21 protein-coding genes are annotated in these 26,549 nt (G+C 41.1%); 11 read left to right on the forward strand and 10 right to left on the reverse strand.

Annotated features, from left to right (window positions below; all coding sequences use genetic code 11):
* Positions 1 to 301: 301 nt before the first annotated feature.
* Positions 302 to 973: a TatD family nuclease-associated radical SAM protein gene (locus tag MSTHT_RS04605; protein WP_048166762.1), complete on the reverse strand. Its 672-nt coding sequence runs from the start codon at positions 971 to 973 to the stop codon at positions 302 to 304.
* A gap of 308 nt (positions 974 to 1,281) precedes the next feature.
* Between MSTHT_RS04605 and rpl7ae the strand changes: the two genes are divergently transcribed.
* From rpl7ae to MSTHT_RS04635, 6 genes are all read left to right on the forward strand, one after another.
* Positions 1,282 to 1,644 carry a 50S ribosomal protein L7Ae gene (rpl7ae, locus tag MSTHT_RS04610; RefSeq protein WP_048166763.1) on the forward strand — a complete coding sequence of 121 codons (363 nt, stop codon included), beginning with the start codon at positions 1,282 to 1,284 and terminating at the stop codon, positions 1,642 to 1,644.
* A 24-nt stretch (positions 1,645 to 1,668) separates the two neighbouring features.
* Positions 1,669 to 1,890, forward strand: a complete 222-nt coding sequence (locus MSTHT_RS04615; RefSeq protein WP_048166764.1) for a 30S ribosomal protein S28e — start codon at positions 1,669 to 1,671, stop codon at positions 1,888 to 1,890.
* Positions 1,891 to 1,906: 16 nt separating this feature from the next.
* Positions 1,907 to 2,095, forward strand: a complete 189-nt coding sequence (locus MSTHT_RS04620; RefSeq protein WP_048166765.1) for a 50S ribosomal protein L24e — start codon at positions 1,907 to 1,909, stop codon at positions 2,093 to 2,095.
* A gap of 41 nt (positions 2,096 to 2,136) precedes the next feature.
* A complete protein-coding gene (gene ndk, locus MSTHT_RS04625; protein WP_048166766.1) occupies positions 2,137 to 2,586 on the forward strand; it encodes a nucleoside-diphosphate kinase in 450 nt (149 codons plus the stop codon).
* A 162-nt stretch (positions 2,587 to 2,748) separates the two neighbouring features.
* On the forward strand, positions 2,749 to 4,524 hold the full coding sequence (gene infB, locus MSTHT_RS04630; RefSeq protein ID WP_048166767.1) for a translation initiation factor IF-2: 1,776 nt from the start codon (positions 2,749 to 2,751) through the stop codon (positions 4,522 to 4,524).
* A gap of 145 nt (positions 4,525 to 4,669) precedes the next feature.
* Entirely contained in the window at positions 4,670 to 5,089 is a 420-nt protein-coding gene (locus MSTHT_RS04635; protein ID WP_048166768.1) for a 30S ribosomal protein S6e, read from the forward strand.
* A gap of 1,279 nt (positions 5,090 to 6,368) precedes the next feature.
* Here MSTHT_RS04635 and MSTHT_RS04645 read toward each other — a convergent pair.
* The 4 genes from MSTHT_RS04645 to MSTHT_RS04660 all read right to left on the reverse strand — a co-directional run bounded on the left by MSTHT_RS04645 (position 6,369) and on the right by MSTHT_RS04660 (position 10,550).
* Positions 6,369 to 6,776, reverse strand: a complete 408-nt coding sequence (locus MSTHT_RS04645; protein WP_048166770.1) for a pyridoxamine 5'-phosphate oxidase family protein — start codon at positions 6,774 to 6,776, stop codon at positions 6,369 to 6,371.
* 298 nt (positions 6,777 to 7,074) lie between these two features.
* On the reverse strand, positions 7,075 to 7,674 hold the full coding sequence (gene pdxT / locus MSTHT_RS04650; RefSeq protein WP_048166771.1) for a pyridoxal 5'-phosphate synthase glutaminase subunit PdxT: 600 nt from the start codon (positions 7,672 to 7,674) through the stop codon (positions 7,075 to 7,077).
* A 304-nt stretch (positions 7,675 to 7,978) separates the two neighbouring features.
* Positions 7,979 to 8,875 carry a pyridoxal 5'-phosphate synthase lyase subunit PdxS gene (gene pdxS / locus MSTHT_RS04655; RefSeq protein ID WP_048166772.1) on the reverse strand — a complete coding sequence of 299 codons (897 nt, stop codon included), beginning with the start codon at positions 8,873 to 8,875 and terminating at the stop codon, positions 7,979 to 7,981.
* A gap of 601 nt (positions 8,876 to 9,476) precedes the next feature.
* Positions 9,477 to 10,550, reverse strand: coding sequence for a phosphatase PAP2 family protein (locus tag MSTHT_RS04660; RefSeq protein WP_048166773.1), 1,074 nt, complete (start codon positions 10,548 to 10,550; stop codon positions 9,477 to 9,479).
* A gap of 641 nt (positions 10,551 to 11,191) precedes the next feature.
* Between MSTHT_RS04660 and MSTHT_RS04665 the strand changes: the two genes are divergently transcribed.
* The 3 genes from MSTHT_RS04665 to MSTHT_RS04675 all read left to right on the forward strand — a co-directional run bounded on the left by MSTHT_RS04665 (position 11,192) and on the right by MSTHT_RS04675 (position 14,931).
* Positions 11,192 to 12,061: a dienelactone hydrolase family protein gene (locus MSTHT_RS04665; protein WP_082086767.1), complete on the forward strand. Its 870-nt coding sequence runs from the start codon at positions 11,192 to 11,194 to the stop codon at positions 12,059 to 12,061.
* A 301-nt stretch (positions 12,062 to 12,362) separates the two neighbouring features.
* A complete protein-coding gene (locus tag MSTHT_RS04670; RefSeq protein ID WP_048166774.1) occupies positions 12,363 to 13,415 on the forward strand; it encodes a metal-dependent hydrolase in 1,053 nt (350 codons plus the stop codon).
* 436 nt (positions 13,416 to 13,851) lie between these two features.
* Entirely contained in the window at positions 13,852 to 14,931 is a 1,080-nt protein-coding gene (locus tag MSTHT_RS04675; protein WP_048166775.1) for a metal-dependent hydrolase, read from the forward strand.
* A gap of 267 nt (positions 14,932 to 15,198) precedes the next feature.
* Here MSTHT_RS04675 and MSTHT_RS04680 read toward each other — a convergent pair whose 3' ends face one another.
* Positions 15,199 to 15,810: a superoxide dismutase gene (locus tag MSTHT_RS04680; RefSeq protein ID WP_048166776.1), complete on the reverse strand. Its 612-nt coding sequence runs from the start codon at positions 15,808 to 15,810 to the stop codon at positions 15,199 to 15,201.
* Positions 15,811 to 16,128: 318 nt separating this feature from the next.
* On the opposite strand from MSTHT_RS04680, the gene MSTHT_RS04685 reads away from it, so the two are divergent.
* Positions 16,129 to 17,211, forward strand: coding sequence for a metal-dependent hydrolase (locus tag MSTHT_RS04685; RefSeq protein ID WP_048166777.1), 1,083 nt, complete (start codon positions 16,129 to 16,131; stop codon positions 17,209 to 17,211).
* Here the strand turns inward: MSTHT_RS04685 and MSTHT_RS15025 are convergent.
* On the reverse strand, positions 17,191 to 17,373 hold the full coding sequence (locus MSTHT_RS15025) for a hypothetical protein (protein WP_231588193.1): 183 nt from the start codon (positions 17,371 to 17,373) through the stop codon (positions 17,191 to 17,193). The genes MSTHT_RS04685 and MSTHT_RS15025 overlap by 21 nt on opposite strands.
* 101 nt (positions 17,374 to 17,474) lie before the next feature.
* Positions 17,475 to 20,165: an HD domain-containing protein gene (locus MSTHT_RS04690; RefSeq protein WP_231588194.1), complete on the reverse strand. Its 2,691-nt coding sequence runs from the start codon at positions 20,163 to 20,165 to the stop codon at positions 17,475 to 17,477.
* 298 nt (positions 20,166 to 20,463) lie between these two features.
* On the opposite strand from MSTHT_RS04690, the gene MSTHT_RS15500 reads away from it, so the two are divergent.
* On the forward strand, positions 20,464 to 20,982 hold the full coding sequence (locus tag MSTHT_RS15500) for a YIP1 family protein (protein WP_048166778.1): 519 nt from the start codon (positions 20,464 to 20,466) through the stop codon (positions 20,980 to 20,982).
* A 383-nt stretch (positions 20,983 to 21,365) separates the two neighbouring features.
* On the opposite strand, the gene gyrA is transcribed toward MSTHT_RS15500, so the two are convergent.
* The gene (gene gyrA, locus MSTHT_RS04700; RefSeq protein ID WP_048166779.1) at positions 21,366 to 24,221 is read right to left on the reverse strand and encodes a DNA gyrase subunit A; all 2,856 of its coding nucleotides are present in this window, start codon (positions 24,219 to 24,221) and stop codon (positions 21,366 to 21,368) included.
* An 11-nt stretch (positions 24,222 to 24,232) separates the two neighbouring features.
* Positions 24,233 to 26,137: a DNA topoisomerase (ATP-hydrolyzing) subunit B gene (gene gyrB / locus MSTHT_RS04705; protein ID WP_048166780.1), complete on the reverse strand. Its 1,905-nt coding sequence runs from the start codon at positions 26,135 to 26,137 to the stop codon at positions 24,233 to 24,235.
* Positions 26,138 to 26,549: the final 412 nt, after the last annotated feature.

Consider the following 26,549-nt stretch of genomic DNA (forward strand, 5'->3'; position numbering starts at 1 on the left):
TCAATTCTGTAAATTTCAATTCTTAAAATCTCAATTCTGAGATTTTAATTCTTTAAATTTTAGTTCTGTAAATCTTAATCCTTTAAACTTCAGTTTCGCAAATTTTAATTCTTTAAATCCCAGTACTGCAAATTTCAATACTATTAATCTCAGTACTGTTAATCTCTATCCCATAAATAATAATCATATAGTTATGAGATCTTATTTTTACTGGAAGTATGTATTTCTCAGCTATGTAGCTTTCAATTATAAGCTGATTTACATCTGTAGAATCTTGTAGAGTCTTAAACAGCTCAATTTTTTAAATATCTGGATCTCTGGCAGTTTTCAAATCTTTGCTTGCAGCTTTGGATAAAGCCCTTACATGGAAATCCACATCGAGCTCCTTGGCAAGCTTTCTACACTCTTCTATGTCTATTTCGGACACTTCAACTACTGTAACTCTTGTATTGATTCCTGCCTGTTTTGCTCCTCTTATAAAATCGAGTACTGCACCATAAGCGTTTTTGTGAACTGGTCTGCAGAGTTTGTTATACTTTTCTTCGGACTCGGCGTTCAAACTTACGGAAATTGAGTCTATACCTGCAGATTTCAACTCCGAAATCACGTCTCTTCTCGGATTTATCAGGGCTGCCTGTCCGTTGGTATCAAGCCTGACCCGGATATTTTGACTTTTTAGCCAGCGGGTTATTGCAAGCACTGTGTCAAACCTGAGAGTGGGTTCTCCAAGTCCTGTGAATACAATCTCTCGATATTTTGAAAGATCCAGTCCTTTCAGGGCTTCAATGACTTCTTCAGTTGTCGGTTCTTTCGAGAGCCTAAGGTTATATCCGTAAACCCCGTCTGCAAAATTGCGGATGCAGAAGACACAATCCGCACTGCATCGGTTTGTAAGGTTAAGATAGAGATTTTTGTGAGCTTCATAGTAGATTGTGTCCATGTGATCAAAATTTCTTACATTCCTTATAACCATGACGTGTTAACTCGGTTTTTCATCCGGGAACTGAAATAACCTTATATATAAGAATTTCTTATTACTCTACTTCTGCCTTTCGTTTATGACTAACGTTTTCAAGCAGAAAGTTTATAGGTGATCATGTACTTCTAAGGTTCGATCTGCGGCATTTAGCTAGCAGTATCTAGTTTCAACTCATTTACTCTCCGCATTGAAGTATCTCAGGCTTTATTAAAAATCTGAAGCTCAATGTTGATAGATGTGTGTTAAAAAACCTATGATTGATGAAAAATTGCGAGTACCGCAATTTCGAAGGAGAAATTTAAATGGCACAATTAGCTAAATTCGATGTTCCAGAAGAACTTACAAACAAAGCACTTGAAGCTCTGGAGCTTGCCAGAGACACTGGAAAGATCAAAAAAGGCACCAATGAAGCCACAAAAGCAATCGAGAGAGGCAATGCAAAGCTCGTTCTCATTGCAGAAGACATAGAGCCTCCCGAGATCGTTGCTCATATCGCTCCTCTTTCCGAAGAAAAGAAAACACCTTACATTTTCGTCAAAAACCAGAAGGAACTGGGTGCAGCCAGCGGGCTTAGTGTGTCCTGTGCAACTGTCGCAATTGTGGATGCAGGAAAAGCAGCTGAAATGGTTCAGGACATTGCCCAGAAGCTTGAAGCTCTTAAATAATCCTGATAATAGGAGGTGCTGATTATGGTTGACGAAAGCACAACCGGCGGCTTTGCTGCTGAGGTCATTGACGTTATCGGGAATACGGGTATGCATGGTGAAGCCAGCCAGATCCAGTGCAGGGTTCTGGAAGGCAGGGACAAGGGTCGTGTTATTACAAGAAACTGCGTAGGCCCTGTGCGCGTTGGCGACATCCTGATGCTTCTTGAAACTTCAAGAGAAGCAAAGAAACTGACCACCAGATAAGAAAGCGGTGAGACGGATGGAACAGAGGAAATGCTATTTTTGTGGGAAGATGCTGGAGCCCGGGACCGGTAAGCTCTACGTCAAGAAAGACGGCTCTACCTACTATATGCACTCTTCCAAGTGCATGAACAACTTCAACCTGGGTAGACTGCCAAGGCGTACCGAGTGGACCGAGAAAGGCAGAATCCAGTTGAAGAAAGCATAAGAATAGAGTTGGCAGTTTATTCGAATTATTAAGGTGTGTACATGGAACAGACATACGTTATGGTAAAGCCTGACGGAGTCCAGCGCGGGCTGATCGGAGAGGTAATTTCCAGAATCGAGAAGCGGGGTTTGAAAATCGTCGCTCTCAAGATGAACGTTATCAGTGAAGATACTGCAAAAGAACACTATGCTGAACATGCAGCAAAACCTTTCTTCTCTGGTCTTGTAGAATTCATCACGTCGGGCCCTTCAGTTTCAATGGTAGTTGAAGGAAAAGACGCAATCCGGGTCATGAGGGCTATAAACGGGGCTACAAACCCTGTAGATGCGGCTCCCGGAACAATCCGTGGTGACTTCGCTCTGGATGTGGGCAGAAATGTAGTTCATGCATCCGATTCCCCCGACGCTGCAGCAAGGGAAATCGCAATTCACTTTAAGGACTCCGAGATAGGGAAATATTCCAGGATTGACGAGGTCTGTCTGTACGAATAAAGCAGGTACTCAAAGCCTTTTTCCGTGTTTCTGAGACTTCAGGACACTACTCCAGGCTTTCTGTTTATCCGGTACGGTACCTGCAATATGGGTCCATAGGGGAAACCCGGACCCTTCTGGACCTGCAGCAAATAAGACGCGGGAATGAGAGAGGTTTTGCATATGGCTGACAAGAAAAATTTAAGGACTCCCATAGTCTGCGTGATGGGGCACGTCGACCACGGGAAAACGACTTTGCTGGACAAGATCAGGGGCACTGCAATTGCTAGTGGAGAAGCCGGCGCTATCACACAGCATATAGGGGCAACTGAAGTCCCAATAGACGTGATTGTCAGCAAGCTCAGAGATCCGAAGCTTCGAGACAGGTTTATAGTGCCAGGACTGCTCTTTATTGATACCCCAGGACACCATGCCTTTACAACTTTAAGAAGCAGGGGAGGCGCTCTAGCCGATCTTGCAGTTGTAGTTGTGGATATAAACGAAGGTTTCAAGCCCCAGACCTATGAGAGTCTGCAGATTTTAAAGCGTTTTAGAACTCCTTTTGTTGTTGTTGCCAATAAGATCGACAAAATTGGCGGCTGGGTTCCACATAAAGACCTGCCTTTTGCAGCCACTTTCAAAAAACAGTCCGGGGATGTCCAGGCTCGGCTTGAGACAAAACTCTACGAAGTAATAGGCGAGCTGTACAATCAAGGTTTTTCAGCAGATCGTTATGACCGGGTTACAAACTTCCAGAAAACCCTGGGTGTTGTGCCTGTAAGTGCTTTTACGGGTGAAGGAATTCCTGATGTCCTTATGGTGCTTCTGGGCCTGGCTCAGAAATTCCTAGAGGCAAACCTGCGGTACAGCGCTACAGGTCCTGGAGTCGGCACTGTGCTAGAAGTCAAGGAAGAGAAAGGACTGGGTACAACCCTTGATATTATTCTCTATGACGGCACTCTGAAAAAGGGCGATACTGTTGTTATCGGAAGCCTGGGAGAACCCATCCAAACAAAGGTCCGTGCGCTTTTAAAACCCAGGGAACTTTCTGAAATCCATTACGAGAGCAAGTTCAAACAGGTGAGTAAGGTCACTGCTGCTGCTGGTGTAAAAATTTCGGCTCCCGGGCTCGAAGGTGCCCTTGCAGGCTCTCCGATAAGGGTTGCTACCGAAGAAACTCTTGATGAGATTGTAGCCCAGATAAAATCCGAGATCGATGAGGTAAGGATTGATACTGATTCGGAAGGTATCATGATCAAAGCCGATACTCTTGGCTCCCTTGAGGCTCTTGTCCATGAGTTTCAGAAAGATGAGATTCCTATCAGGAAAGCCGAAGTAGGAGACATCTCACACCGGGATGCGGTTGAGGCGTCGACTGTCGAAGACCCGATTTATTCCGTGATTGTCGGTTTCAATGTCAAGGTTCACCCTGACGCTAGAGATTTTCTGCAGGAAAGCAATGTGAAGGTATTCACAAGTGATGTGATCTACCGCCTGGTTGAAGATTACCAGAAATATGTGAAAGAACAGCAGGAACAAGCTGAAAAGAAGATTTTTGAAACGATAATCCGTCCCGGAAAATTCAAAATCCTTCCGGGCTGTGTATTCCGCCAGAGCAAGCCTGCAGTTGTCGGCGTAAGAGTGCTTGGTGGAGTCGTGCGGACAAATGTCGATGTTATGCTTGAAAACGGAAACGTTGTAGGCAAGATTAAGGGACTGCAGTCCGAAGGCGAGAACATTCCGTCGGCAGGGGTAGGCAAAGAGGTTGCAATGGCAATTGAAGGCGCAACCGTAGGCAGGCAGATTAAAGAAGAAGACGTGCTCTACATTAATGTGCCTGAGAAGCATGCTAAAATTCTTGAGCACGAGATTTATGATTCCCTTTCAACCGATGAGAAAGAAACTCTTGATGCTTTCCTTTCCCTGAAAAGGAAAGACAATCCTTTCTGGGCAAAATAATGCTTATAAGTGTAGATTACGTTCAGAAGTTATCTCAGGCTGCAAATAAGGTTCAGGTGAAAATTCAGGAAAAATCCGGTTAAAGTTTCGGATGAAAAGGCAAAGGAATTATTAAAAAATAAAATCAGATATTGGAGGATTTCACATGGCTAGTTTCAAAGTTGTAATTTCTGACCCAAAGGAAGGGCGCGCTTACCAGGTCGATGTAAAAGACCCTGAAGCAAACGCATTAATCGGAAAATCAATAGGCGATGTTGTTGACGGCGGCATTTTTGGTCTTACCGGATACAAAATCCAGATCACTGGCGGCTGCGACGGCAGCGGTTTCGTTATGAAACCCGACCTCCCAGGTCCCAGAAGGCAGAGAATCCTGCTTGCAGTCGGCGTGGGCTATTCCCCTAAACTCCCCGGACAGCGCAGGAGAAAGATGATGCGCGGCAAGGAAATTGCCCCTGACATCGTCCAGATCAATGCAAAAGTCGTTGAATACGGAAGCAAATCCATAAGAGCCCTTCTCGGCCTCGAAGCTCCGGCAGAAGCACCAGCAGAAGCTCCAGCAGAGTAATTTCTAAAAGTTCCGCCTGCAGGCGGGCTTTAAAACACTTTTCACTTTATTTTTAGTCCTGGTTCGTTTTTATTTGACCTATTTTGATATTGTTTTTTCTTATTTGGTTTTGTTTTGACTTATTTCATTTGCTATTGATTTTAGTGTTCTTTTTCTACTTCTTGTTTCCTTCTCTCTCGTCTTTTTACAAGTATATTCCCTATAACGAACCCAATTCCCATGAAAATTCCAGTACGTGTTCCATTCATTAAATCATTAGACAGGTACCCTAATAATGTGCATACGATAAGAATAATAATAAAATGCAAAAAATTTGCCATGTCACTATTGAGAGAATGAAGGTTGTGGTTACCAATTTTGAGCATGACGATAACAGTTCATAGTGGTTGAAAACAGATTTCAGATATTCATCAAAATTCCTTTCCCTTCGTTAAATACGTACCACACTAGATAGATAACTCCTACCAGGGCAACAATATTTCCTATCGCTTTAAGGACTAGTATATCTGTGATATCCATAAAAGCAACTCCGATCAGAATATCTGCAACCGCAAATAGAAATGTTCCTTTATCATGTTATTTCCTCCCTAAGTATATTCAGTGTTTAGCATAATCTATTGTAAAAACTATAAGAGCTATAAACCCAAAAATCAGAAAATACTGATTTTGTGTGAGGATTGCCTGCGAAACAAGTGCTAAAACGATACATAGACCAACCACAAATCACAGTATTGGTAAATCTCTTTTTTCACGCATTTTAATAGATGAGAATAATGCTGCAAAGCCCACTAATATAATAAATATAGAGTAATTGCTAGAGTTCATAAAAAATCTATTGTACCAAATAAAATTAGCAGAAAAGAGACTATGAGAGAAATATCACCCCATCTATTCTTATCGGTCTCAGTGATTTGAATATTACCATCTTCCTTTTCTATTTATTTCATCTAAAAGGCAAGAAACAAACTTTAAAACAACTTTAAAATCTATTTCTTGCCCTCAGATATGCAGGATTTAGAGTTGCTCTTAAAACTACTAGATCCTGCAAAACTTTCTCACTTCACAAGTTTAAAATAAATATTGATAAGTTTTTCTGTCAAAATATTCGCCAATTAGCCGTATAGTTTTATGAAAATTTATTACAAAAAATAATATTCACAAAAAGACATCACAATACCGTTTACTGAAATATTTTATCAAAAAGAGAAGTAATGAGAATGATTTTTCATCCTCAGTGTCAGAAAAAAAGTATAAGTTTTTATGCGACTTATAAACGCTTTTAGAGAAGTCTCTTTCCTGGCTCTGCGAAGGCTTTGCACTCATAAACTTCAGTAATTTTCATAACTACAAGGGCTTTTGCAGGGAACTTATCGGATTTAGCTTTAACCTCTTTATACATTTTCTCGTAATCTTCACCTTCGGTCTTTATCTCAATATCCCCTTTTATCTGGTAACAGCCCTCGATGTCCGGACCCCAGACATAAAGTGCTCCTCTCGGATTTTCATCAAGGTTCTTGCGGGTCTTTAGGAAATAATTGTCCGTAATCCAGATAGTTTCCCCATCTTCCTGCAATTTGCACATGCCTATCGGTATTACGTTCGGTTCTCCGCTTTTAGATGCGGTTGCAAACGGAAAAATTTTCATCTTTGCAAAATCATTCTTCATTTCTTCTGTTAATTTTACCATTTATTTTTACCCCTTATTGAATTGGTTTTTATTAATATGGCTGCAATCCGTATATAACTTTCAAGGTATTAAAAACAAAAGAAGTTATAACACTTTTTATTCAGCCTTTTATATTTATAACTTAGCATGCCTTAAGAGGCAGGAAAGCGTGTAGAAAATAAGATAGTATAAATATATATAAATTTCTTAAAAAATATTTAGTAAAAAACGCAATATAAGTTTATAAAGCTTAATACAAAAATCACAAAAATTTGTAATAAAGAAAACAGCCGGAAATAAAACTAGAAATCCTTCTGTTTTAACAGTTAAACACTTTATCCAGGAAATATTGATGAATCCGTAAATCGTCGGTCAATTCCGGATGGAAAGCAAGCGCCAGCACATTTCTCTGCTCTGCGGCAATAATCAGGTCATCAAGCCTGGAAAGTACGCGAACCTCAGGTCCGCAGCTTACAATTCCGGGAGCTCTGATAAACACGCCGGTGAAAGGAGAATCAAGGACCTCAACTTCGAGTTCAGCTTCAAAAGAATCCCTCTGCCGACCAAAAGCGTTCCTGTTAACTCTGGTATCCATAATTCCGAGCAGCTCCTGCCTGGTTTTCTCAACCTGCTCATCCCCTTCCTTCGCAACTACAATCAAACCTGCACAGGTTCCGAGAATTGGAACGCCTCTTGCAGCCGCATCCTTAATCTCTTCTGCAATCCCCTCGCGGGCAAGCAGCCTGCAAAGCGTTGTACTCTCCCCGCCGGGAATCACAATCCCGCTGCACTCCGGGACAATGCCTTTATGCTTTATAGCAACTACCTCTGCATCTGCCCTTCTTTCCCTGAGGGCTCTCCTCAAAGCATCAACATGCTCAGAAACCGCTCCCTGAATAGCGATTACACCTATTTTCATGAAGAACACCATTTTCCAGAAGTAATTTTACCTGTTAATCCAAAAATAAAAAATGAAGAATTTATTCTTACAGCCCGTAAGAAAAAATCCATTTTTAAAAATAAAATTCTAAACCCCGTTTTGTGTGAAACTGAACGCCAGTTTTTCTAAATTGCCGCTTAAGCGAATTAATAATTGTTTTACTTGTCCATAAATTATTCCGCTTGAGGGAGCGTAGCGACCGAAACGGAGGCTTGCTGTTGCGATTACATCGCAACTCCCAGAAAATCTTCGATTTTCTGTGCTCCCGAAGCGAAATTCGGGGTTACCAGCCACGTTCCTGAAGTGCTTCCTCAGCAGGGATCGTACTTGCGCTGATACCTTTCATGCCAGAACCGACGCCTTTTGAAATCTCCGCAAGTTTTGCAGGGTTGTCAAAGTTGTTTACGGCTTCAACGATGGCTTTTGCCATCTTCTCGGGTTTCTCGGCTTTGAAAATGCCTGAACCCACAAAGACTCCATCTGCTCCAAGGCGCATCATCAGTGCTGCATCTGCAGGGGTCGCAATTCCGCCGGCTGCAAAGTTTACCACAGGCAAGCGCTGCATTTTTGAAGTTTCGACTACAAGCTCGATAGGAGCTTCGATTTCCCTGGAAACCATAATCAGTTCTTCTTTAGTCTTCCCGGCAAGTGCACGGATCTCGCCCTGAATCTGCTTCATGTGTTTAACTGCCTGGCTGACATCTCCGGTTCCGGCTTCCCCTTTCGTCCGGATCATGGCTGCCCCTTCGTTAATTCTCCGGAGGGCTTCCCCAAGGTTTCGGGCTCCGCAGACAAAAGGCACGGTAAACTGCGTTTTGTCTATGTGGTAATAAGGGTCGGCAGGGGTCAGAACCTCGGACTCATCTATCATGTCAACACCAAGAGCTTCCAGGATTTCTGCTTCTACGAAGTGACCTATCCTGACTTTTGCCATTACAGGGATTGTAACCGTATCAATTATCTGCTGGATTATTTCAGGATCGGCCATACGCGCAACTCCGCCTGCTTTCCTGATGTCGGCAGGAACAGCCTGGAGAGCCATAACAGCAACTGCTCCGGCTTCTTCTGCGATCCTGGCCTGCTCAGGAGTTGTAACATCCATAATCACACCCCCTTTCTGCATTCTTGCAAAGCCCCGCTTAATAAGCTCGGTTCCGTGTCTTAACTTTTCAAAGTCCATGAATGTCTTCCTCTCTGTTTTGGTATAATTATAAGTCTTATGCCGTGGGAAACCCTCTCCACGGTGAAATGACTCTCAGGTTTTTTCCATTGTTGCAACCGATAGGTTGCGATTTTCGGTTAGTTATATCTCAGGTGAATTGTGAATACGCTCAATAGTTAAAAGCATTATTTAAGTTATTCCTTGTGAATAATTACAGAACAAATTAGATTATAATGATATACGACCTTTCCCTTTTTTCCACAAGAGTAAAATTTTATTAATCCTGTACGGTTCGCTCAATTCTGTACGGTTCATTCCCTCTTTAGCAAGTGCATTACAGAGCCTTACTGCAATCTTTTAATATATTTTTGTTTATAATTTAAGGCTATTAACACTATTTCAGTCTTCATATAATATTATGATCCCCTACCGATTATAAGATATAAAGTTTTCTCAAGATACAGGGCAAATAGGATTCGAAGAATTTCTCGGTAACCCTGAATAATTCAATATTTCTTATTCAATTCTATAGGCTTCAGCGGATTTTGACAACCACAGCATAAGACTATAAAATCCAGTTCTCAGAAACTTTATTAAAATTCCACGAATCTTATTAATCTTAATAACTCTTCCCAGACTTTTCCAATGATCTCCTGTCCAGTTCACTCTCCTGAGCGCCTGCAATCTCCCTTCTATAGAGATTGAGTTTTATGCAGGCGACTGCAGATATCCATATTGTAGATGCAGGGACGAAAGCTTCCAGGAATTCTATGAGTTTAAAGCTGAGAAAGCCTGCAGCTCCGATGGCATCAAACCCGACAGCAAGAACAAAGCAGGAGACTCCAAACAGCAGAAGGGCGATAAATACCCTCAAAACTCTCTGTTCCGCACTTCCAGTATCATCAGGGAGCCCTTTTCGTATAATCAGAATGTATGCTACATTTGTGCCAAGGAAAAATCCTGCTGCTTCAGCACTTACCAGAGATAGAGCTGCAAATGCAGGAAGGAGAACTAAAATAACGGAGTAAAAAATGATATTCTGCCACCTGAATGCAAGTTCGAAGTTCTCTTTCCTGAAAAACTCATCTTTCAGAGGGCTTTTAAGAAATAGGGTAAAAGCGGTCAGTAAAGTTAAGCCTATTGCCGTTCCTCCCAGCACATCTCCCAGGAAATGTCTTCCAAGGTACATCCTCGAAAACGCTACAAGTAATACCATTATTGGAGTCATGATTTTAATTATTCTGCTGCAGAAAATCGCATAACTTCCTCCCCAGAGTGCAGTCGTAAGTGAAGCATGCCCTGAAGGAAAACCAAAACATGAGTGGGTAAGTGATTCATCATGACGAAACGCTTCAAGAACTTCCTTGTCTGGAAGTGCGAACACACCATCAGGTCCATCCCCACTAAAAGGCGAGGTACTCTTTACTCCTGATTCAAGGTTAATCACTCTATTATCTACAAAATCCGGCCTTGGAAAAGCGACTATTGTCTTAAGAATCTCAGTAATCAGCCCTGTCCAGATTAAGAGCTGAAACAGAAGAAAACCTTTCCTGAAACTAATCCCGAAAGTGATGCATATTACTGCGGCAGCTAAGAAGGCTGACGATCCCATTTTAGTTATCAGGATCATCAGAAGGGTAAACCACTCATTTCCAAGGGATTGCAAATAAATTATAGGCTCGGTCTGAAACAAAGGTTCCGTCTCCTAATCAGATAATTGCTGCGGTATCCAGCTTTCCTCAAAAAGACTGGGTAAAGCCAGATATCAGAGAATCTATGAAATTTCTTACTGATTCAGGGCAGATAAATTATTTTAACTTTACTGATTTATTTCCGCACTGGATAATCCGTTTCAGCGTTGCAGGCACAATACCTGTATAACGGGCTTCTTCCAGGGCTGTCTTTCTCCATCTTGCAATGTTTTCAACACCTGCGATGTGGAATACTACTATAAATTTTGCCTGGATTCCGGGATTCTATTTAAGAGGGCAGAAGATTTGTTTAACATATATACAGAAGGCAAAGTTATATCAGAAATATGCGCTAAAGGCTTTTCGGAAGTACAAATCGAAATTCTATGTTAAAAAATGTCGGAAATGAACAAAGGAAATATCAGGATTTTTCCTTTAAAGAAATAATAATCTGTATGGTTTATATCCCTTAGCATATAATTTTCTATTAATATATCTGGGAATTATCCTGTTATATGAAGTATGTCAGGCTCATACATAGACAGGTTTTCAGAGCCTCCCGGAACCTCATGTATTCCGGAAAAGGACATCCAGATTGCAGGATAGTTCCCAGTGTATATAATTTTGGGGGGTAATAAATTCCATGAACAAATTAGTTATATTCTTGCTCATAGCGAGCCTGCTTAGCGCTTTAGGGGGTGCGGCTGCCTTCTATTGCAATTCAGAGGTTTTAGATGTTTCCGAAAAAGCCTGCAATAATACCGAGAGCAAGCACTTAGCTTCACCACAGGATAACTGTAATGAGACCAGAAATAATTCATCCCTGATAGAGACTGAAATTGTAAATATTACAAGCGGGTCTAAGGTTTATCCGGCTTATACAGCAGTTCCGGCTGAAGAAGGAAATTACCCGGCTATAGTACTTATTCACTCATTCAGAGGTTTCGAGCCCGGCTATCAGACTATGGTAGACAGAATGGCTGAAGACGGATATTTTGTGATTGCTCCTTTCTGGCAGACCCACTCCGAAGCTCCTTCGGACGCCGAAGTGGAAGCCCTTATCAGGAACAGCACAGCTTACCTTGAGACAAGGGACGAGGTAGACCCCGAGAAATTAGGGCTTACGGGCTTCTGTGCTGGCGGCAGGTATACCATGCTTTTCCTGCCCCAGATGGATGAGTTCGAATCTGGGGTAGCCTGGTATGGTTTCCCTTACATGGGCGGAACTGAAACCCAGCCCGGCATACCGGCAAACATGACAGACCAGCTTGATGCGCCTATGCTTATAATACACGGCACAAGGGACCAGTATAGCAATATTACCGATATTTACAGGTATGCCAGTGAACTGGACGCAGCTGATAAGTATTTTGAGCTGAAGGTTTACCAGGGCGAACTTCATGGTTTTATGCTTACAGAAGATGGAGAACTTTCTGAAAGCTTTGTTGCACAGGACGCATATGAAGAGATGATAACCTTCTTTGACAGAACATTGAATAATTCGAGCCCGTAAGAACATCTAACAATTCAACGCTGTAAGAACACCAATAGTTCGACATAGTAATTTGAGAGGGGCTGTCCTCTCGTTAACAAATTTTATTTTTAATAAGAGACAAACATTTCCTTTTTATAAAAAACGGCTTCTCGTTTTACCTGCAATCCTGAAGAGTTGCTTTTAATGCCTAACTTTTGTTTCCATTATTCTCAAAAGTAAAGACAACTTTGCAACTCTCGCACACGATTTTTCAAAAAGAAATAATATATCTTTTATTTTCTATATTATATTATAAAAATCCGCGCAGGAATAAGGGGTTATGGTAAACGTAATTTCCCATATGGGAGTGGGTCTACTCATAGGTCTGGCTTTAGGCCTGAAAGGAGACAAGTTGAGAGCCGTAGTGTTATTATCCGTGCTTCCTGATCTGGATTACATCCTGTACTCTGCATTTGTCTTTACCGAAATCAGTCTGAGCCCTGAGGCTAGAAACCAGCTTTTCTATCTGATCGGGCACAGGGAATTCACGCATTCCGTACTCTTCATTGTCATGGTTACACTTTTTATCTGGTTTAAGACAAAAGACTGGCTTTTTACTGTCGGAGGATTCCAGTCCCTTTTCTTCCACTCCTACCTGGATTACGTTACAAGCTGGAAAATGCGTCCTCTCTATCCCTTCAGTACAGATACGTCTATTATGAGAGCCGTTTATTTCTTTGACCCCCTGTTAAATTTACTTCCTCTCCTGCCTCCCTTCATTGTGATTATGGGAAGTTTGAGCAACATGAAAAAAATCAACGGGAAAATAAGAAGCTTCTGCACGTTAATATCAAATATCGATGATAAGCTCTATTCCTCTCTAATTCTTCTGTTACTAGTCTGGCTAACCTTCATGCCGATTTCAAAAGCTTTCCTGATCAACCATATTTCCGAGATCGAAGAAGCCGAAATAAGCTACCAGAGTACCTATCCCGAATCCGTGGATAAGTTCCTGACAGCGTACTCATATAACTCTACACATTATAAAGTCCTCAGAGTAGGTTATCTCTCAGGGATCGAGGAAAGCTTCTACGTTGAAAAGGTTTCCGTGGAGGGAAACATCTCGGATTTTGAGGATTACATAAAAAGAGCGGAGAATCTGTACAGGGAAGGTGTATCTGATGAAATCGATTATCCTGTTTACAGCGTTTCGGGAGATAATAATACGGTAACGGTTACCCTCAGTGATGCAAGAAATCCGTATCTTGAAGAACTGGCTTATTTTAAGTCGTTTTACAGGTTTATTTTTGACAGGAACAGTACAGAGTATGAAGTCTACGCAGGTATGTATGGGGGACAGGAAGAGAGGCTGGGCAAGAACTGGTATGGATGAGCTTCTCAGTCATTACCCTCAAGTAAATAGCCTATGAAAGAATACCATGAGAATCATAGTGTCTTGCCTTCTGTACAGCAGATATCCAAAAGCGTGTCCTAGTTTCCCTTTATACCTGATTGATATTACTGTTCTGATTTACCTTTATACCTGATCGGATTATTATTCTGATTTCCTTTTACACCTATCGAATTACTATTTATCAATTCTTTTATATAATATCAGGCGAATATTATAGATGCTTTCTCAGCAAACTATCAAAAAGAGATTACTCAAACTAAATCAGAAAGAGTGCTTGGAGTACGACATAAAAATCCATGATTTAGATACGCAGTTGGAGAACTGTTAAAATCTGTTAAGAATTATTAGAAAAATTATAGAGATATTACCAAAAACATTAAAATTTGGCTAAAAAATTTACACAGACGGTAAATTTATGGTAAATACACTTTCCCATCTTGGAGTCGGTCTGCTCCTTTCCTATGCTCTGGGTCTTAAAGGAAGGAAGAGACTGGTTTTACTCTTTCTTTCTTTACTTCCAGATCTTGACTACTTCACATATTCGGTATTTACGCTCATCAGCGGCAGTGTAAGCCATGAGGCTCGGAACCAGCTATTCTACCTGCTTGGTCACAGGGAGTTTACACACTCGATTTTTTTTGCTTTCCTTGTCGCACTTCTGATCTGGTTCAGTACTAAAGACAGACGCTTTACTTTCGGAGGGCTTCAGGCTGTTTTCCTTCATATTTTGCTCGATTATACAACAAGTGCAAAAATGCGCCCCTTCTATCCGTTCAGTACCGAGGAGTCAGCTCTCAGAGCCATTTATCCCTTCGACCCAATTCTAAACCTTCTCCCGCTGCTGCCTCTGTATATAGTGGCTTCAGAATTTGTTAAAAACAGCTGGAGTACTAAAGACAGGGATACTTGGAACAGGAAGCTTAATGGGTTAAACAGGTTCCATAGTCTTGTGAACAGAAACGAGAAGAAATTCTATGCCTCCGTAATCCTGGTTCTCCTGCTCTGGATCGTGGTTTTTCCGGTTGCAAAAATCTCCCTGATCAGGCATGTTTCCGATACTGAAGGGACCGAGATAAGCTACAGGAACACTTATCCAATATCCATCGGCAAATTCCTTGCAGCCTACTCGTACAGTGATACCCATTACAAGCTGATAAAAGTCAGCTACTGGTCAGGAGTTGAGAAGAGCTTTTATGTCGAAAAAGTCTCAGTAACAGGCAATGTCCCTGACGCCCAGGCATATGCCGAAAGGGCAGGAAAACTTTACAGTGCTTCAGTACCCCAGGCAATTGATTATCCCGTGTATTCAGTCTCCGAAGAAAACGGGTTAGTAACCGTGGTTTTGAGCGATGCCAGAAATCCGTACGTTGACAAATGGCCTTACTTCGATACAGTCTACAGATTCGTTTTTGATAGAGAGAGCGGAGAATATGAGGTATATGAGAGCCATTATGGAAGACCGGAAAAGAAGCTCGATAAAAATTACTTTGAATAACTCAAATAAATAAAACTGCTTTGAGTGAAGTTGCTTTTAGTGAAGCTGCTTGAGTGAGGCTGCTTCGAGTGAGGCTGCTTTGAGTGAAACTGCTTTGGGTAAAGCTGTTTTGAGTGAAACTGCTTTGAGTGCTCAAATAAATATAAACTTGCTTTTGATAGAAAAAAGCCTTATTTCCAATTACCCTTAAAATAAAAAGGTAATTGGAAAAATTTAATCAGAATGGAACAGACATTTTAAAGACAATTTTTAGACTAGATTTTTCGATTATTTTCTCACTTTCATGAAGTATTTGTCAATTTCTTCCCAGTTGATTATATTCCAGAATCCTTCTATGAACTTGCCCCTATCATTCTTGTAATCAATATAGTAAGCATGTTCCCACACATCAAGGTCCATGATAATCGGATAATCGGGCACAAGATTTACGTTGTGCTTCTCGATCTGCAAAATCATGAGCCTTTCCGTATCCTTACAGTAGGTCAAGGCTGCCCATCCGGAACCTTCAACACTTAATGCGACCTGAGAAAACTCCTTTTTAAACCTGTCAAAGCTTCCGAAATTTTCTTTGATCACTTCAGCCAGTTCGCCGACAGGCTCTTTACTTGAGTTGCTCTCTGGGGTCATCTCCCACCAGAAAAAGTCATGAAGGACATGCCCGCCGAGATTGAATGTCAGAGCTTTTGCGGCGGCTTTATAATCAAAATCCGTTCCTTCTTTCCTTGCCTTGTCCATCATCTCTATAAGTGAGTTTGCATTGGTCACATAAGCCTGATGATGCTTGTCGTGGTGAATGCGTAGCTGTTCTTCGGAAATGTAAGGTTCAAGGTCTGAATAGCCATATTTCAAATCTGGTAACTTGTATAACCCTTTAGCCATGTTGTTATCCCCTATTCCTGATCAAATACATACTAAATCGCCAGATGGCAATTCCAATGCAGAATATAGTTATACGCCGCATCTATTTAAAGGTAAAAGATGCAAACTATGAAAGATTCTTGTAGAAACCTATCTGGATTAGTATTAACTCTCTGGATATTATAAGAATATATAAGAATTCGAACTATTTTTATCTTCTGTTATTATATCTTCCGCTCATGCCATCTTTTTTCTTTTTGGTTTCCTCTGTTTCTCCAAACCTTTCAATTAAAAATATATATTTTCACAGTTATTTTCTTTAACTAAGGGATAAAGAAAATGGTAAACACACTCTCCCACCTGGGAATTGGCTTATTGATCGCTCTTGTCCTCGGCTTCAAAGGAAAAAAGCGAAATGAAGTAGCTTTCATGTCAATTCTTCCGGATCTGGATTTTATACCATATGCGGTATTTGCCCTCATTGCCGGCAGTTTAAGCCATGAGGCTAGAAACCAGCTTTTCTACCTTTTCGGGCACAGGGAATTCATGCACTCCATCCTTTTCATCCTGTTTGTAACGCTTTTGATCTGGCTCAAAACAAAAGACCGCCTGTTCACGGTTGCCGGGCTTGCAGCCATCCTTTCCCACGTCTACCTCGATTACGCGACAAGCTGGAAGATGCGCCCCTTTTATCCGTTCAGCACTGAAACATCCACTCTCGGAGCCGTTCACTTTTTCGACCCGCTGGCAAACCTCATTCCTCTGCTGCCCATTTTTATAGTACTCGTGAGCTACCTGAAAAACCGGGGAAAATGGAGCGGGAAATTCGAGAATTTCTGTGCCTTTGTCACGAGCAACCGCAGCAAATTCTATACAACCCTCGCAGTCGTGCTTGTAATCTGGCTTGTTGCATTCCTGCCTGCGGCAAAACTATTTCTTGTGAATTATATTTCTGGCGCGGAAGGAGCAAAAATCAGCTATCAGAATACCTATCCCTCATCCTTCGGGAAATTCATTACCGCATATCCCTATAACGCCACCCATTACAAAATCATGGAAGTGAGCTACTGGTCAGGCATCGAAAGAAGTGATTATATCGAGAAAATTAACGTGACCGGCAACGTTTCCGATGCCGCCGCCTATGCCGAGAGAGCCGGAAAACTCTACAGCACAGCCGTTCCGCAGGAAATCGATTATCCTGTCTACAGCGTTTCGGAAGGAAATGGATCGGTAACTGTCACGCTGAGCGATGCCAGAAATCCGTACGTTAAGTACTGGGCTTATTTCAAGAAGGTTTACAGGTTCGTTTTTGATAGGGAAAGCGGAGAGTATGTTGCGTATGCGAGCGATAGGCAGGGAGAGAGGGAGGAGAGATTGGAGGAAAATTGGTTTAGAGATATTTCATCTCTCAAAATCAGTTAACTCATAATTCCAGAACCAAGGAAAGTCATCAAATGAAAAACCGATAAAGTCTTCATCATGAGAAATAACCCCTAAGTCTTTTGCCTCTTCCCAGTATTGTTCTACTGCTTCATAGAACTCATGGAATATTTCTGGGTAATACTTGAGAACTCCAATTAACATGTAATTGATATTACTACTTATCTGTAGTTTATAATTAGGTCTAAAAGATGAAAAATATAATCTACTATATAGATATGATAAACATTCTTCCAGATAATTGGTTAACTTATATATTGCCTTTTTAGAAGCTTCATTTTGGGTTCTCCGCCGTTTAGAAGTCTTGCAAATAGTGGATGAGAAGCGTTGTAAATTACTTCTGTGTCAGCCGCTTTATAGAAGCCTGGAGGATGTACAAAAATTGGTGCTTTTCCTATTGAACCAATATGTATTTGCTGTATAAACTTGTTATATTTTCTAAAAACAATATTTTCATCACTTTTTTTAGTATTATAAAATGTTTTGATTACTACTCCTGGTATCGAAGTAATATAAATTTCTGAAGAATCTCCTAAGATTTCATTTAAGAAACTATTTCGCTCCTCTTCACCTTCTTCTTGCATAAGAAGAATGGTTCTTGGGCCAATAAGACTCTTAGTTTCTTCCAATATTTTAGCGTCAGTTATTTTCTCTGGAAGGTCATTAGCGCCAGTAATTGCCAAATTTGTTATATTATCCAGTTCCTTCAAAGTTTTATATTTTCTTTGTCCATCGTCAGAAATAGTTAACAATGGTACATAATTTAAAAAGATTTTTACCAGAGTATTCTTAGATTTTTCACAATAATATAAGCCTTTATATAATAATGATCCCGATAAACTCAGGATCTCATCTTCTAATAGTTCATTAACTTTTTCGATATACTGTTCAACTGAACTTGAATCATTAGTAGTCTTCAAATATTTCTCGAGTCCCTCTAAAATATTTTGCTCTATTTTACCAATAAATTCATAATATTTCTCATCCATAATTACATGTGATCTACTGGGAGATAATGATAATTTAGACTGGCCGGAGATGTTTATTGATGCTTGAATGGCTGCCTTGTAAGATAGCCGTCCAAGTGGGAATTCGCTACTGGGGATTGCAAATCCCCTTTGAGCGATAATACTTAGAACAGTAGGTTTTAAAAAATTAGGTTTAACAACGTATAGTTTTCCCTCTATGCCCTCCTTTTTATCATCGAATGAAACTTCAAAGTGTTCTTTCACGACGTTTTTACTTCTTATTTTTTCCCCTGGTAAAAGAGGTTCATATTTGCTCTTTCCTTTGTCAGTATTAATTTCTATCTGATATTCTATGAAAGGAGCTATTTCTGAAATTGTCTTTACTAATGTCTCGGCGGAAAATGGATGATTGGGTTTTAAATACAAAGTTATCTTTGTTCCATACTTAGAACGATTAGATTGCTTTCTTATAAAATAATCATAAGCTGTTGGAATCTCAAAATATATTGGTTCAGAGGGATTAAACTCTTCTTCAAACGTTTTCCTTCTACTCTCAACAGTAAACTTATCGGCAACCATAAAGACTGATAAAATACCTATTCCGAATTCACTTACTGGATCTACATCTACATTCTTTTGCCGAAACTCTGGACTCTGGTAGTAACTTCTACCGACTCTCATGAAATAATTCTTAAATATTTTTTCATCCATCCCTATGCCATTGTCTTCAATAATCAATTCGTTATTTCTCAAAGAGACTTCTATAGAAGGTTTATATCCATTTCCTTCTCTTTTTTCTAGAGACTCTCTATAACGTACGGCATCTACAGAGTTCTGTAGAAGCTCTCTAAGTGCTACAATCGGATTTCTATAGAGTCCTTCTCCCATCAATAAGTCAAGTACTCTACGATAATCAAGTTCAAAACGGAAATCACAGTATTCATAGCCAATAGAATGAATCTCTGCATCAACTGGCTCAGAAAGTTTAAGTATATACTTATCCTCTAAATTGTCTCTGTAACTTGAGACTAATCGATAGCTATCTTCAATTTCCTTATCGATTTCTTTTATGAATTTTCTAAGTGTTCGTTCCTGTTCTGGATGTTTACAATTAGCTACAATTTTTATCTTCTCAGGTGTAATTTGAAATCCGGTTATAGAGAGATGTTTTTTCCACTCTTTGATACTAACCTCGTCTTTTGGATTTATGTAGTAGAATAAATGTCTCGGAGTTCTCTCGGGATCTACATCCAAAATATCAGCCAATCGAAATATTACAGCTAAATACTGAACATTTACTAGTTTATTCAGTACGACAGTATCATTTGGCCAAGATTTAGTATTATACAAAGCTTTTACTGGAAGCTCATGACTGTCACATACCGCCCTTACCAAGTTACCATATGGAATGTTTTTCCATGAAATTTCAGAATCCAATTTATATTCATCGATTATTTTGTGTGCGCGTTGAACGTGATTTTTTCGAAGAAAATCAGTAAAAGCTTTGTTTTCAATAGCAAGCACTACTTCATAATCACTATTGTTTTTCGCTTCCTCCAACTTTCTGTATAGTTCTTCATTTGAGGTTAAATGTTTTTTAAATTCACTAGTTTTAACTATCTGCTTCCGCTCATCAGAAGATGAGATCATTCCTATATCATGAAGATAGGCAGCATAAATAAGTATGGAAATCTCAATAGTGTTTAATTGTTTAAGAGTTTCACAAGGTATTATTTTGTCCATATTTTCAATTACATGAACGCTGTGATTAGCATTATGCAATGTGAATTCAGGCATGTTTTCTGGAACTCTTTCTAGCAAAGGAGCAGCCTTGCGAACAACTGAAATTATATTTTGTGAAATCTCATAATCTTCGAATGAGGTCTCTTTCGATTCTTCTTTCTCTTTCTCACGAAGCTTTTTAAACAGAACAGTTTGTTTTAACCTGAGAATCGCATCTTCAGACATTTATCTGCTCCTTTTCTGCTTGCAAATCCTTTAAACATATAACCTGATTTATTTTTTGTTTTTATCTTTGTATATTAGTTCAATACTTTCACTTCTTTTCGGTCTCCGTCGCCTGCTCTGCAGGCGTGTACCAACCCTGTTTTAAGAATCGCCAAATCTTAAACCGACACTGAATAATGAATATTCTGAAAAATCATTCCTTTAACGCCTTATTATTAGAAGTGTTTCAAAGTAGTTCGTTTTCTGGAAAAATTTAATCTATGTGTACAAACATTTAAACTAATATGGAAGTGTTAATGTGAATTATTTTACTGTATTTACGGATGTAATACTGAAACCTTCAGAGTTTTTCAAAAAAATGCCTCGTGAGGATAGTTTCGTTCATCCTTTGATTTTCAGCATAATATTTCTATTACTTACAGTATTAACTGGACATTTTTTTGATAGTATTTACCTAAATAAATACATTGAAATCCCTGGACCTGTCTTTATTACTGAACTTTTGCAAATTTTCTTTTCTTATGCATGTGTCTCAATAGGATGTGTTTTGTCTTTTAAATTTCTTGCAAATAAAGAAAATTATGAAGAATCTTTTAAAATAGTTGCTTACTCGTTTGCAGTTTTACCTTTTCAATTTATTCCTTTTTCTCTGATACCAATAATAGCCAGTATATATTGGATACATATTTGCATTCGAGGAGGGCAGTTTGTTTATAATCTGAGTTATTGGAAGTCATGCTTTATTGTATTGATAGGATCATTAGTCTTTCCTATTCTGCTAGCTTTTCTAATAATTGACATCACTTTATATCTATGAAACTGAGAATATTCAATCAATTTTCACTTTGGTGAAGGCTGAATGATTTTTCTCAGAAATTACAGGTAAAGGCAGATGATAAAAACCATATTCTCTTTTAAATCTTACAACATAATTTCACATTTATTTATAGACACTAGTAAAATGCCACGAAAATTATATACATAAACTTTTAGACCCGTAGCATAAGGTTCTGAGAATTCTAAAAACTATACCTTCCGGCACCCAATATTCAAAAAATCGATTCAAAAAACTCACCTCGAAAAATAAGTCCCCCGTCCGGCTCCCCTCCGGACAAAAACCCCGCCGCCGGAAATCAATTCCCCAAAAAAATAATTCCAGCAGCATTTGAGTGAAGAATTATTCTTCTTCACCCGCGTATGTTATTCAGTCTTCTCAACCTCTTCGGGCTCGTCTTTATCAGCGTCTTCAGGTTCTTCGGCTTCTTCGTCAGCGGCTTCGAGGTCTTCAAACTCTTCAGCCTCTTCAAAGTCTTCTTCGGCTTCGTCTTCCTGAAGATTGGTTTCATTGCCGGCTGAAGCTGCTTCTGCGGCTTGCCGGGATCTGGTGGCTTTGGATTTCAGTTCTTCTTCGGTTTTACCGTTCTGGATCCTTGCCACGCCTGCGACTGTGTCACCGGGTTTGAGGTTAATGAGCCTTACGCCCTGAGTGTTTCTACCATGGATTGGGATATCTTTGACCGGGATGCGGATTATTATGCCATCTGCGCTGGTGAAGATAAGCTCGTCATCCTGAGCTACGGACCTAACTCTCGAAACCGGGCCGTTTCTCGCGCTGGTGACTATCGTTTTCACACCTTTTCCGCCGCGGCGGTGCAGAGGATACTGGGAGTACTCAGTTCTTTTACCAAAACCATTTTCAGTAACGGTTAGGAGGGTTGCGTTCTCGTCAACAAGATCCACGCTTACAACCTCGTCTTCGGGACCGTCAAGGGTCATACCGCGGACGCCTCTTGCGGTTCTGCCCATCGGGCGGACATCTTCTTCCGAGAAGCGGATAGCTTTTCCTTTTCTGGATACCATGACCACTTCCTTATTCCCGTCAGTCAGCAGAACCTTCACAAGCTCATCGCCTTCGTCAAGGGTGACTGCGATTATGCCTGCTTTTCTTGGGTTCCTGAACTCGGAGAGAGGCGTCTTTTTGACAATGCCTGCCCGTGTTGCCATAAGCAGATAATGGTTTTCGTCAAACTCTTTTACCGGGATCATGGCATTGATCATTTCGCCTTCATGGAGTTCAAGGAGGTTTACTATGGCTTTGCCTCTCGACTGGCGGGGACCTTCCGGGATCTCATAAACTTTCTGCCAGTAGATCCTTCCCAGGTTTGTAAAGAACAGGATATAATCGTGGGTTGAAGCAATGAAAAGATTTTCCACAAAATCTTCTTCCTTTGTCTCCATGCCGATTATACCCCGCCCTCCTCGGCGCTGCATGGTATAAGTGCTGAGAGGTAGACGTTTTATATAGCCTCCGTTCGTAATCGTGACCACAACTTCTTCTTCGGGAATGAGATCCTCTTCCCTGACCTCAGCAACTGCAGGCAAGATTTTTGTCCTGCGGGCATCGCCATATTTTTCCTTGAGCTCCAGGAGTTCATTCCTGATTATCTCGTATTTGAGCTCATCACTTTCAATAATTTTCTCTAGTTCGCCAATCAGCTTTATAAGACTCTCAAGTTCCTCAATGACCTTTTGAGTCTCAAGCCCTGTCAGGCGCTGTAACCTCATATCAAGGATAGCTTTTGACTGTATCTCATCAAGGGCGAAATTCTCCATCAAGCCTCGCTTTGCTTCATCCGCATTTGCCGAGCCCTTTATAAGAGCAACAACGGCATCTATGTTATCCAGAGCAATTTTCAGCCCTTCAAGGATATGGGCTCGCTCCTCGCTCTTTCTGAGGTCATAAAGCGTCCGCTTCTGGATAATCTCCATCCTGTATTCCAGGTAGATCTCAAGAAGCTCTTTCAGGTTCAACTCCTTTGGCTTTCCGTCAACAAGAGCCAGGTTAATTATCCCAAAAGTGGTTTCCATTTGTGTGTGCTTATAAAGCTGGTTTAAAACGACTTTTGGATTTGTGCCTCGGGAAAGCTCAATAACAATCCTGATTCCTTCCCTATCAGACTCGTCCCGAAGGTCTGAAATTCCAACGATTGTTTTTTCCCGAACTAACTGGGCAATATTTTCAATCATCTTGGCTTTGTTTACCTGGTAGGGAATCTCAGTTACGATAATCTGCTGCCTGTCTTTCTTTAACTCCTGAATATCGGCAACTGCCCGAACCTTTACAGTGCCACGCCCTGTCATATACGCCGATTTTATGCCTGCAGTTCCGATAATATTAGCCCCAGTTGGGAAATCCGGTCCTTTGATCACAGTCATGAGTTCAGGAATAGTGGCGGTTGGGTTTTCGATAAGCATCAGGGCTCCATCAACTACCTCTCCTAAATTGTGGGGAGCCATATTCGTCGCCATCCCGACTGCGATACCCGTGGATCCATTAATAAGGAGGTTCGGAAGCTTTGCAGGAAGGACTTCGGGCTCTTCCAGTGACCCGTCATAATTGGGTCTGAAAGGTACGGTCTCCTTGTCGATGTCAGCCAGCATTTCCTCTGCTATCTTGTCCATACGGACTTCGGTGTAACGCATGGCAGCAGCGGAATCACCATCTATTGACCCGAAGTTTCCCTGTCCATCAATTAAAGGATAGCGGAGGGAGAAATCCTGAACCATACGCACGATGGTGTCATAAACTGCAGCGTCTCCGTGCGGGTGGTATTTACCGAGCACGTCTCCCACCACACGGGCAGATTTTTTATATGGCTTGTCGTATGTGATTCCTGCTTCCTTCATGGCAAAAAGAATCCTGCGATGGACAGGTTTTAAACCGTCGCGAGCATCGGGAAGAGCTCTTCCAACAATGACACTCATCGCATAATTGATATAGGAGCGCTTCATCTCGTCATCAATAAGGACGGAAGTAACTCCCACTCTTCCGGGTTCAGGCTCCTCGTCCTCGGGCTCTCCGTTTTTCGGCTCCTCAGGTACAGGATCTGGTAGGGTTATCTCGGTGTTTTCATCCAGCTCCTCTGGTATGGAGTAGGGTGCAGTTTCCTGTTCTTCTGCTTCCGGCTCTTCGTCCGGCTCGTCAGGGATAAGCGTAGATTGATAAAATTTTTTCATTTTAGATTCCGATTTATTCTCTTCTTGGTCATTTGCCATTTTTAGCCACCTCAGATATCCAGATCCACAACTTCTTTTGCATGCGCTTCTATGAAGTTCCGACGTGGCTCAACTTCGTCTCCCATAAGGATCCGGAAGATCTCATCAGCCCGGATTGCATCATCCAGGGTTACCTGTAAAAGGGTTCGGCTTTCAGGATTCATTGTGGTTTCCCAGAGCTGTTCAGGGTTCATTTCTCCGAGACCCTTATAGCGCTGGATGGTAAGTCCTTTTTCCCCAAGTTCTTTCTTCTTTTCATCCAGTTCCCGGTCTGAGTACACATAGTATTCTGCCTTTCCCTTCTTTATGCGGTAAAGAGGAGGCTGGGCTATGTACACGTACCCGGCATCGATTAAAGGCCGCATGTACCGGAAGAACAGTGTCAAGAGAAGAGTTCTTATATGCGCTCCGTCAACATCGGCATCAGTCATGATGATTATTTTGTGGTAACGTGCACTATCAAGATCAAAGTCCTCACTGACGCCTGTGCCTATGGCTGTAATCAGGGAAACAACCTCGCTGTTTTTCAGGATCTTTGCAAGCCTGGCTTTCTCCACATTCAGGATCTTTCCCCGCAGAGGAAGAATTGCCTGGAAACTCCTGTCTCTGCCCTGTTTTGCTGAGCCGCCTGCTGAATCTCCTTCCACAATATAGATCTCACAGACTGCGGGATTTTTTTCCGAACAGTCCGCAAGTTTTCCCGGAAGGGTACTGACCTCAAGAGCACTCTTTCTTCGGGTCAGTTCTCTTGCTTTTTTTGCAGCTTCCCTGGCTTTCTGAGCAAGGAGTGCTTTTTCAAGGATAACATTTGCAACCTTTGGATTCTCCTCAAAGTACTCGGCAAGCCCATCAGTTACAAGGGAGTCTACTATGCCTTTGACATCGCTATTTCCTAGCTTTGTCTTGGTCTGCCCCTCGAACTGTGGTTCCAGGAGTTTGACACTGATGATTGCAGTCAGTCCTTCCCTCACATCGTCGCCTGTAAGTTTTACATCCTCTTTTGAGAGCTTATTGGCTTTGATGTAGTCGTTTGCAACCCGTGTTAGAGCGGTCTTGAAACCAATAATGTGGGTTCCGCCTTCGTGAGTATTTATGTTGTTTGCAAAGGAGTACACATTCTCAGTATAGCTATTTGTGTACTGCATTGCAATTTCGACTACCATGTCGTCTCTCTTCCGTTCGAAATAGATCGGTTTTTCATGGAGAGGCTGCTTTTTCCTGTTCAGGTACTCAACGAATTCTACTATTCCGCCGTTATAATTGAAGGTATCAGACTGCCCATCGGGGGTTCTTAAATCCTTGAGGCTGATGGTAAGGCCCCTATTCAGGAAAGCAAGTTCCCTTAATCTGTTTGAGAGTATCTCGTAATTGAAATCCGTTGTTTCGAAAATTTTTGCATCTGGTTTAAAAGTGGTTTTTGTGCCTGTAGTCTTGGATGTCCCGATTTCCTGGACGCCAGTTTCGGGTTTTCCACGGGCATAGCGCTGGAAGTACTTCTTGCCCTCTCTTGATACCTCTACTTCAAGCCATTCCGAAAGTGCATTTACAACAGAAACCCCTACTCCATGCAGTCCCCCTGAGACTTTATAGGTGCTCTTGTCGAATTTCCCTCCTGCATGCAGAATCGTCATTACGACTTCAAGTGCGGATTTCTTGTAAAATGGATGGGGATCGATAGGGATTCCTCTCCCATTGTCCAGAACTGTCACACTTCCGTCCTGATTGATTGTGACATCTATCCTGGTACAGAAGCCTGCAAGAGCTTCATCAATACTGTTATCTACTACCTCATAGACTAGGTGGTGGAGCCCGCGGCTATCCGTGCTTCCTATGTACATGCTGGGTCGTTTCCGGACAGCTTCCAGGCCTTCCAGCACCTGGATGCGCGAGGCGTCGTATACCTGTTTATCACTCATCTTGGTTTATTCTCCATAAAAATCTAATAAGTTATAGGAACTATGTATCATTTCAATTTTTTTAAAAAATTCGCGGGAAAACTTTTATCAAAATAGGACTTTAGGAATCGTGTCAAGTCTATAAGCCTTCAATTTTTATTGAACAATTTTTATATTTAATTCTTATCTTTTCTACCACGAACCAAATTCAATATGCGCTCATACATTTTAAGCCTTTAGATCCCCTGAAAATTCAGCAAGATTTTTTGGCATAAATCCTCTTAAAACAAGCGATTTTTAGCATAATTTTGCAGCCGAATATGCGCTTTTCATACTAATTTTTTAGCACGTCTTTAGTTTAAATAAATATTTTCTGTTTCGTTCACAAAGAAATCTCTCTCACAGCAAGTCATGGCAGGAGTCGCGGCACTTA

It is taken from the genome of Methanosarcina thermophila TM-1, from assembly GCF_000969885.1.
Classification (GTDB): Archaea; Halobacteriota; Methanosarcinia; order Methanosarcinales; family Methanosarcinaceae; genus Methanosarcina; species Methanosarcina thermophila.